The organism is Facilibium subflavum (assembly GCF_003574485.1).
Classification (GTDB): domain Bacteria; phylum Pseudomonadota; class Gammaproteobacteria; order Francisellales; family Francisellaceae; genus Facilibium; species Facilibium subflavum.
Map to the genome: position 1 here is coordinate 22,795 of NZ_QLIT01000191.1, position 7,126 is coordinate 29,920.

Here is a 7,126-nt window from a genome sequence, read left to right on the forward strand (position 1 = left end):
TTGCAACTGGCCCTTAACGGTTGGATGAATATAAGATATACTTGCCGGTGTTTTGCGCTGGCTTTTAAGTGCAAGTACTTTGTTCAAAATGAAAATAAAGCAAATAGTGAGAAAGATATGAATTTACATGAATATCAAGCAAAGCAGCTTTTTGCAGAATATGGTTTGCCCGTTTCTAAAGGGTATGCCGTAGAAAGCGTTGAAGAAGCATTGGTTGCCGTTGACAAAATAGGTGGTGATACTTGGGTTGTAAAAGCGCAGGTACATGCCGGTGGCCGAGGTAAAGCCGGTGGTGTTAAGCTTGTGTCAAGCAAGGATGATATTGCAGATTTTGTTAAAAACATGATGGGATCTCGTTTGGTGACATTCCAAACAGACGAAAAAGGCCAACCAGTTAGCAAGATTCTTATCGAAAGTTGCACTGATATTGCCAAGGAATTATATCTAAGCGCGGTTGTTGATCGCAGCACCCGTCGTATTATTTTTATGGCTTCAACTGAAGGTGGCGTGGAAATTGAAGAAGTAGCAGCGCAAACACCTGAGAAAATCTTTAAAGAAATTATTGATCCAGTTGTTGGTGCGCAGCCTTACCAGGCGCGTAATATTGCATTTAAACTTGGCTTGGAAGGTGATCAGATAAAACAGTTTGTTAAAATCTTTTTAGGTTTAGCAAAGATGTTTCAAGAAAGAGACCTTGAGTTGTTGGAAATTAACCCATTGGTCATTACAGAAGAAGGTAATCTTCATTGTTTAGATGCAAAAGTTTCTGTTGATGGGAATGCACTTTATCGTCAGCCACAGCTTGCACAATGGCGCGATCTTTCTCAAGAAGATGAGCGTGAAGCACGTGCTGCCGAATGGGATTTGAACTATGTGGCATTGGATGGTGATATTGGCTGTATGGTTAATGGTGCAGGGCTTGCAATGGCAACAATGGATATTGTAAAACTTCATGGCGGGCGCCCGGCAAACTTTTTAGATGTTGGCGGTGGTGCGACAAAAGAACGTGTTGCTGAGGCCTTTAAAATCATTCTTTCTGATACAAATGTTAAAGGCGTTTTTGTCAATATTTTCGGTGGTATCGTTCGTTGTGATATGATTGCAGAAGGTATTATGGCCGCTGTTGAAGAAGTAGGTGTTAAAGTGCCTGTGGTTGTTCGACTCGCTGGAACAAATGCTGAGTTAGGCGCGCAAAAATTAAAAGAAAGTGGTTTAAATATTATTGCCGCTGAAGGGTTTACAGATGGGGCGAAAAAAATCATTGAAGCGGTTGAAGAGGTAAGTCATGAGCGTATTAGTTAATAAGAACACAAGAGTTATTTGCCAAGGCTTTACAGGAAAGCAAGGCACCTTCCATTCTGAGCAGGCAATTGCCTATGGAACCAATATGGTCGGTGGTGTGACCCCTGGCAAGGGTGGTACGACGCACTTGGGTCTGCCTGTTTTTAATACGGTTAAAGAAGCAGTAGATGCAGTAAAGCCTGATGCTACTGTTATTTATGTGCCAGCACCATTTTGCAAAGACTCGATCATTGAAGCGGCTGATGCGGGTATTAAATTAATCGTTTGTATTACCGAAGGTATTCCAGTGATGGATATGTTGGAAACTAAAGTGTATGTTGAACGCTCTGGCTCTCGTTTGATCGGCCCTAACTGTCCAGGTGTGATTACACCTGGTGAGTGTAAGATCGGTATTATGCCAGGCAGTATTCATAAACCTGGGAAGGTTGGTATTGTGTCACGTTCTGGCACATTAACTTATGAAGCAGTGAACCAAACAACTGAACTTGGTTTTGGTCAGTCAACCTGTATTGGTATCGGTGGCGATCCAATTCCAGGGACAAATTTCATTGATGCATTGGCAATGTTTGAAAAGGATCCACAGACTGAAGCGATTATTATGGTCGGTGAAATCGGTGGTTCAGCAGAAGAAGAGGCAGCAGAATTTATCAAGCATAATGTTACAAAGCCTGTTGTGTCTTATATTGCAGGTGTTACAGCGCCTGCTGGTAAGCGCATGGGACATGCCGGTGCGATTATTTCTGGTGGAAAGGGTACTGCTGATGAGAAATTTGCAGCACTTGAAGCAGCGGGCGTTGCTGTGACAAAATCACCTGCTGAGATGGGTAAGAAGTTGCAAGAAGTAACTGGCTGGGTTTCAGAAACTGCATAATTAATAGCGTTATAGTGAAAGAAAGGCAAAGATTCGGAACAAATGTTTTGCTTTTTTATCACAAAGTCGCTAGAATCATGCTTCGTATTATTTTGTATCATATCACACATAAGGTTTTGTATGCGTGGTTTGATCAGCTTTACGATATGCTGCTTGTAGCTATTTTCAGGCTTTACAAGGTAAGGCTTGTTTGCAGGCAGATAAATAAAAATAAAAAATGGCATTTAAGTGAGGTGAGAAAATATGCCAGTTGTTCGTGTAAAAGAAACTGAACCGTTTGACGTTGCATTACGCCGATTTAAGCGTACATGTGAAAAAGCAGGAATCGTTTCTGAGCTGCGTCGTAGAGAATTCTATGAAAAGCCAACTTGGGAGCGCAAGCGCAAGAAAGCTGCAGCAGTCAAACGCGCTGCTAAGCAAACAATGAGAGCGATGCCAAATTCGCGCCGCCGTTAATAATAAAACAGTTAGGAAGTAGCAATGTCTGAAATAAGTGCACGTTTGGTTGCAGATATGAAAGATGCAATGAAGAATAAAGAAAAATTTCAGCTTTCAGTCATACGTATGGCATTGGCTGCTTTCAAACAAAAAGAAATTGACGAAAAAATTCAAATTACAGATGATGAAGCCATCAATATCCTGGGAAAAATGATCAAGCAGCGCAATGATGCTGCTGAACAGTTTAAAAAAGCCGCACGTAATGAGCTGGCGCAAAAGGAAATTGATGAAATCGCTGTCTTACAGGCATATTTGCCTAAGCCTTTATCTGAAAATGAGCTGATTGAGATCGTGCAAAAAGCAATTTTAGATGAAGGTGCATCTTCTATTAAAGATATGGGTAAGATCATGAATAAAATTAAAGCAGAGCTTCATGGTCGTGCCGATATGGGCAAAGTAGGTTCTATCGTTAAATCACAACTATCTTAAAAGCGCGATGAAGGGCAAGATCCCCAATGATTTTGTTCGTCAACTTGTTGCCTCTACGGATATTGTTGATGTTATATCCAAGTTTGTGAAATTAAAAAAAACAGGCAAGAATTTTATGGCCTGTTGTCCTTTTCATCATGAAAAAACCCCTTCGTTTTCGGTAAGCCCGCAAAAACAAATTTATCATTGCTTTGGGTGTCATGCCAGTGGTGATGTGATTACATTTTTATCGACTCATGAAACGCTGAGTTTTGTTGATGCAGTAGAAGAGTTGGCAAATTTGCGTGGTTTAAATGTACCTTATGAACAAAATAGTAAGGACGATGCACATCAAGGTGCGCCTGTTGAAAAAATTTATGCGGCACTTGTGACGGCAAGCCGTTATTTTCGTTTCTCTTTAAAAAATGATGCAAACAGCGATGTGGTGATTGACTATATCAAATCCCGCGGATTAAGTGGGCAAACCGCAAAATTCTTTGGATTGGGTTATGCACCAAATCAATGGCAAGGCTTGTATAGTGTATTAAAACAGCAATATACGACACAATGCCTGGTCGATGCAGGTCTTGTGATAGAGAATGACGCAAAGCGATTATATGATCGATTTCGTGGCAGACTTATTTTCCCTATTCGTAATCGCCGTGGTCAGGTTATTGGTTTTGGTGGTCGTGTTATTGACCATAAAGACAGTCCAAAATATTTAAACTCGCCTGAAACAGCTGTCTTTCATAAAGGGGTTGAGCTTTATGGCTTATATGAATTAAAACAATCTGTTCAAAAGTCTGCACATATTATTGTTGTTGAAGGTTATATGGATGTGATTAGCCTATACCAATCTGGTATTAAATCAGCTGTTGCAACAATGGGTACTGCTTTAACCAAGCGACATGCAGAGATTTTATTTCGTGAGACGAGCGAAATAATTTTGTGTTTTGATGGTGATAAGGCCGGACAAAATGCAGCAATCCGTGCTTTTGAAGTTATCTTGCCATTGCTTAATCAACATCGTCGAGCGCGTTTTTTGACATTACCGGAAAAAGAAGATCCTGACACTTATGTGAAGCGTGTGGGTGTTGAGGTCTTTAACGAAACACTGACTCGTGCACCAAATACAGCAGAGTTTTTTTTAATGCATTTATTAAAAGACAAGGATCTGGATAATGCTGATGATTTAGCCAAGTTATTAGATGAGGCAAAAACTGTTTTGGCTGATATGGCAGAAAACAGCTATGTCAGCAGTATTGTGCATATGCTGGCAAATCATTTAAACATCTCAATGGCGCAACTGCACAAGATGTTACATATCAAAAAAACCAAAGCAAAGCAGGTAAATTTTGCACCTTGGCAGATGAATATTGATAAGCTAAGCTTAGTTGAGAAAGCGCTTGCGTATTTGTTAAGCGCGCCAGCTGAAATTGCAAGCGCTATTGAAGTACGCAATATTGATTTTGTGTGTATTTCACAACAGCATTTTATTTTACTTGATGCTTTAAAGATAATCAGGCAAAATAAAGGGCTAAATTCCGCAATAATGGCACAAATTTTATCTGAAAGATACTCAGAATTTAAACCATACTTTTATCAGTTAGTGCGTTTATCTGTGGATCTGGATGTGTCATTAGTTGTGGAGGAGTTTATTGCGATGTTAGACCGTGTGATCACTCAGGCGAGCCACAATGAATTAGAGCAGCTTATAAATAAAGCAAAAACCACAGTTCTAACAAAAGCAGAGAAACAAAGGTTGCAGGAAATTTTACACAAAAGGCAAAAAACGCAGCTAAACTCTTAAGTAAGTAGCGTAAATATTATGATGTACTTGGGGTGAGTAAAGCACATCGTAGCGCCGGGCAAGGATATTTAGTTTATCCTGTTGGGGCTGAAGGTTATGTGAAAATACAAAGGTTACCCTTGTAACAAATAATGTTTGTAAAGCTTGAGTGTAAATAATAATAGAAAATAAATAAAAAATACGAAAGTGAGAAGCTTTATGTCAGATCAAACATTAAAAGAGCAACAATTATCTCGAATCAAAGAGCTGCTATCACTAGGTAAAGAGCAAGGATACCTGACCTATGCGGATGTAAATGATTATTTGCCTGATGAAATTACGGATCCTGAGCGCATTGAAGAAGTTGTTCAGATGATTAATGATGTTGGTGTTAAGGTATTTGAGTCAGTACCTGATGCAGAAGATTTATTGTTAATTGAGGGCGAAGCTAATGATGCCTCAGAAGATGATGCTGTTCAGGCCCTTTCTTCTGATGGTGATTTTGGGCGTACAACAGACCCTGTTCGCATGTATATGCGTGAAATGGGTTCAGTAGACCTTTTGACAAGATCTGGTGAGATCGAGATTGCAAAACGTATCGAGGAAGGGACAAAAGAAGTTTTAAATACCTTATCTGAGTATCCGTTTGTTGTGAAAACGCTTTTAGGTCGCTATCAAGATCTTGTTGACTCAGCACGTGAGGAATACAATGCGCTTGAAGATGAAGAAAAAGAGACAACATCTGTTTATCAGTTTGTACGGTTTTCAGATCTTATTACTGGTTATAATGAAGGTGATGACATCGATGCGTCTGGAACAGATGTTGGTTCTATGCTTGATAATCCAGAAGATACCTTAGAAGACAATGCTGAGGACGATGATGATACAAGCGCGAATGTCTCTGATACTTCTGAAGACACAGGGCCAGATCCAGAACAGGCAGCACAGCGATTCAAGCAGCTTGAAGACAGCTTAAACCACTTACTGGATCAGGATGTTGGTACAAAAGCATATGTGGCGGCTTTAAAAGAAGTATCTGCACAGTTTTTATCTTTTCGCTATACCAGTACACAGTTAAACCGCATGATCAATGCAATTCGTATACTGGTTGCAGAAATACGTGGTTATGATCGCAAAATTATGCGCCTTTGTGTTGAGAAAGGTAAAATGCCTAAAAAGTATTTTGTTGACCGTTTCCAAGGACGTGAGACCGATTCAGAATGGCTGGATAAAAATGTTTCCAAATACCCAGAGATTGCGAACGTCTTAGAAGAAGTAAAGTCTTTACAGGTTAAGCTTGCTTTAATTGAAGATCGTGCAGATATGTCAATTTATGAGTTAAGAGAGGCAAGTAAGCGCATTTCTGTTGGTGAAGCTAAAGCACGTCGTGCAAAAAAAGAAATGATTGAGGCAAACTTGCGTTTGGTGATCTCAATTGCGAAAAAGTATACGAACCGTGGCTTGCAGTTTTTAGACTTAATCCAAGAAGGTAATATTGGTCTGATGAAGGCGGTAGATAAGTTTGAATACCGCCGTGGTTATAAGTTTTCAACCTACGCCACATGGTGGATTCGTCAGGCAATCACACGTTCAATTGCAGACCAGGCAAGAACAATACGTATTCCTGTGCATATGATTGAAACTATCAATAAACTCAATCGTATTTCACGTCAGATTCTGCAAGAAACAGGTAAGGAAGCAACGCCAGAAGAGCTTTGTCAGCACATTGATATGTCTGAAGATAAGATTCGTAAAATCATGAAGATTGCAAAAGAGCCGATCTCCATGGAAACACCTATCGGTGATGATGAAGATTCAAACTTAGGGGATTTTATCGAAGACTCTATTTCTGAATCACCTTCAGATAGTGCGACAGGGGAGAGTTTACGAGAAGTTACCAAAGACATTTTAAATACGTTGACTGAGCGTGAGTCTAAAGTACTTCGAATGCGCTTTGGAATCGATATGAATACCGATCATACATTAGAAGAAGTTGGTAAACAGTTTGATGTTACCCGTGAGCGGATTCGTCAGATTGAAGCGAAAGCCTTGCGTAAATTACGACATCCGTCACGCTCTGAAACTTTAAAGAGCTTCTTATCAGAAGAATAACAACGATAATAGCCACTTGCAAACTATTTTGTTTTACTGCGTATTGAATCAAAAGAAACGGTTACCAAGGTTCTGATTTTTAATGACCTCATTGTATCAAAATATAAGTTACCATTCTTATTGGTTCTAAAGCATACAAATTGCTT

General features: G+C 39.8%; 6 protein-coding genes. All 6 read left to right on the forward strand.

The features are described from left to right. Positions 1–24: 24 nt before the first annotated feature. The 6 genes from sucC to rpoD all read left to right on the forward strand — a co-directional run bounded on the left by sucC (position 25) and on the right by rpoD (position 6,980). Positions 25–1,302, forward strand: a complete 1,278-nt coding sequence (gene sucC, locus DNK84_RS10780) for an ADP-forming succinate--CoA ligase subunit beta (RefSeq protein WP_268876903.1) — start codon at positions 25–27, stop codon at positions 1,300–1,302. Then, positions 1,286–2,173 carry a succinate--CoA ligase subunit alpha gene (gene sucD, locus DNK84_RS10785; protein WP_119344516.1) on the forward strand — a complete coding sequence of 296 codons (888 nt, stop codon included), beginning with the start codon at positions 1,286–1,288 and terminating at the stop codon, positions 2,171–2,173. Before sucC ends, sucD begins: the two co-directional genes overlap by 17 nt. Positions 2,174–2,416: 243 nt before the next feature. After that, on the forward strand, positions 2,417–2,629 hold the full coding sequence (gene rpsU, locus DNK84_RS10790) for a 30S ribosomal protein S21 (protein WP_119344517.1): 213 nt from the start codon (positions 2,417–2,419) through the stop codon (positions 2,627–2,629). Positions 2,630–2,653: 24 nt separating this feature from the next. Next, complete coding sequence (locus DNK84_RS10795; protein ID WP_119344518.1) at positions 2,654–3,100, forward strand: GatB/YqeY domain-containing protein; 447 nt, start codon at positions 2,654–2,656, stop codon at positions 3,098–3,100. 7 nt (positions 3,101–3,107) lie between these two features. Further along, positions 3,108–4,889 carry a DNA primase gene (gene dnaG, locus DNK84_RS10800; protein WP_119344519.1) on the forward strand — a complete coding sequence of 594 codons (1,782 nt, stop codon included), beginning with the start codon at positions 3,108–3,110 and terminating at the stop codon, positions 4,887–4,889. 198 nt (positions 4,890–5,087) lie between these two features. After that, positions 5,088–6,980 carry an RNA polymerase sigma factor RpoD gene (rpoD, locus tag DNK84_RS10805; protein ID WP_119344520.1) on the forward strand — a complete coding sequence of 631 codons (1,893 nt, stop codon included), beginning with the start codon at positions 5,088–5,090 and terminating at the stop codon, positions 6,978–6,980. Positions 6,981–7,126 lie beyond the last annotated feature (146 nt).